Consider the following 2,275-nt stretch of genomic DNA (forward strand, 5'->3'; position numbering starts at 1 on the left):
GGCATCATGGCCGGCTCACCCTGCCCGGTGGAGGTGTTGAAGCGCGTGCAGGCCGACATGCACATGGGCGAGGTCACCATCGCCTACGGCATGACCGAGACCAGCCCGGTGAGCTGCCAGAGCAGCACCGACACGCCGCTGGACAAACGCGTGTCCACCGTGGGCCTGGTGCAGCCGCACCTGGAGGTGAAGATCGTGAACCCCGACACTGGCGCCACCGTGCCGCGCGGCGAGCGTGGCGAGTTCTGCACCAAGGGCTATTCGGTGATGCACGGCTACTGGGGCGACCCGGCCAAGACGCAGGAGGCCATCGACGCCGACGGCTGGATGCACACCGGTGACCTCGCCACCATGGACGCTGAGGGCTACGTCAACATCGTCGGCCGCATCAAGGACATGGTGATCCGCGGCGGCGAAAACATCTACCCGCGCGAGATCGAAGAATTCCTCTACCGGATGCCGCAGGTGCAGTACGTGCAGGTCGTCGGCCTGCCCGACCAGAAGTACGGCGAAGAGCTGTGCGCCTGGGTCATCGTCAAGCCCGGCCAGACGCTGGATGAGGAGACCGTGCGCGCCTTCTGCAAGGGCCAGATCGCGCACTACAAGGTGCCCCGCTACATCCGCTTTGTCGACGCCTTCCCGATGACGGTGACCGGCAAGATCCAGAAGTTCAAAATCCGCGACGCCATGAAGGACCAGCTGGGGCTGGCCGAAGCGAAGACCGCCTGACCGAGAGAACCACATGCCCGCACTCGACACCAAACTCAACGCCCGTTCCGCCGACTTCCAGGCCAACGCCGCCGCCATGCGCGCGGTGGTGGACGACCTGAAGGCGCAGATCCAGAAGGCCACGCTCGGCGGCGGCGAGGCCGCCCGCGCCAAGCACACCGCGCGCGGCAAGCTGCTGCCGCGCGACCGGGTGCAGATGCTGCTGGACCCGGGCACACCCTTCCTCGAACTCAGCCCGCTGGCCGCCATGGGCATGTACCCGGACCGCGACGGCAGCGACAGCGCGCCCTGCGCGGGCGTCATCGCCGGCATCGGCCGCGTGAGTGGTGTGGACTGCATGATCGTCTGCAACGACGCGACGGTGAAGGGCGGCACCTACTCCCCGCTGACCGTCAAGAAGCACCTGCGCGCGCAGGAAGTGGCGCAGCAGAACAACCTGCCCTGCATCTACCTGGTGGACTCGGGCGGCGCCAACCTGCCCAACCAGGACGAGGTCTTCCCCGACCGCGACCACTTCGGTCGCATCTTCTTCAACCAGGCCAACATGAGCGCGCAGGGCATCGCGCAGATCGCGGTGGTCATGGGCTCGTGCACGGCGGGCGGCGCCTACGTGCCGGCCATGAGCGACGAGACCATCATTGTCAAGAACCAGGGCACCATCTTCCTGGGCGGCCCGCCGCTGGTCAAAGCCGCCACCGGCGAGGTGGTCAGCGCCGAAGACCTGGGCGGTGGCGACGTGCACACGCGCCTCTCGGGCGTGGCGGATCATCTGGCGCAGAACGACCTGCACGCCATCGCACTGGCGCGCCAGGCGGTGAAGAACCTCAACGCCCGCAAGGTCCCGCCCATCGCCACCATCGACCCGGTGGCGCCGCTGTACCCGGCCGAAGAGCTGTACGGCGTGATCCCGACCGACACCCGCAAGCCGTTCGACGTGCGCGAGATCATCGCCCGCATCGTCGACGGTTCGGACTTCGGCGAGTTCAAGTCGCGTTTTGGCACCACGCTGGTCTGCGGCTTCGCGCGCATCGAAGGCATGCCGGTCGGCATCATCGCCAACAACGGCATTTTGTTCAGCGAATCGGCGCTCAAGGGCGCGCACTTCATCGAGCTGTGCTGCCAGCGCAAGACGCCGCTGGTCTTCCTGCAGAACATCACCGGCTTCATGGTCGGCCGCAAGTACGAGAACGAAGGCATCGCCCGCAACGGCGCCAAGATGGTCACGGCCGTGGCGACCGCCGCGGTGCCCAAGTTCACCATCATCATCGGCGGCAGTTTCGGCGCCGGCAACTACGGCATGTGCGGCCGCGCGTACAGCCCACGCTTCCTCTGGATGTGGCCGAACGCGCGCATCAGCGTCATGGGCGGCGAGCAGGCCGCGAGTGTGCTGGCCACCGTTAAGCGCGACGGCATCGAAGGCAAGGGCGGTAGCTGGAGCGCGGAAGAAGAAGCCGCGTTCAAGGCCCCGATCAAGGAACAGTACGAGGTGCAGGGTCACCCCTACTACGCCACCGCCCGCCTGTGGGACGACGGCGTGATCGACCCG

2 protein-coding genes are annotated in these 2,275 nt (G+C 67.0%); both read left to right on the plus strand.

Features of this window, described 5'->3' with window-relative positions; genetic code table 11:
- A partial coding sequence (locus ACR2JA_RS07660; RefSeq protein WP_434008502.1) for an AMP-binding protein occupies positions 1 to 729 on the plus strand: 729 nt, incomplete at its 5' end.
- A 13-nt stretch (positions 730 to 742) separates the two neighbouring features.
- Positions 743 to 2,275, plus strand: a 1,533-nt coding sequence (locus tag ACR2JA_RS07665; protein ID WP_434008503.1) for a carboxyl transferase domain-containing protein, incomplete at its 3' end; no start/stop codon positions are given.

Origin of the sequence: Hydrogenophaga sp. (genome assembly GCF_051007235.1) — a bacterium.
GTDB lineage: Bacteria > Pseudomonadota > Gammaproteobacteria > Burkholderiales > Burkholderiaceae_C > Hydrogenophaga.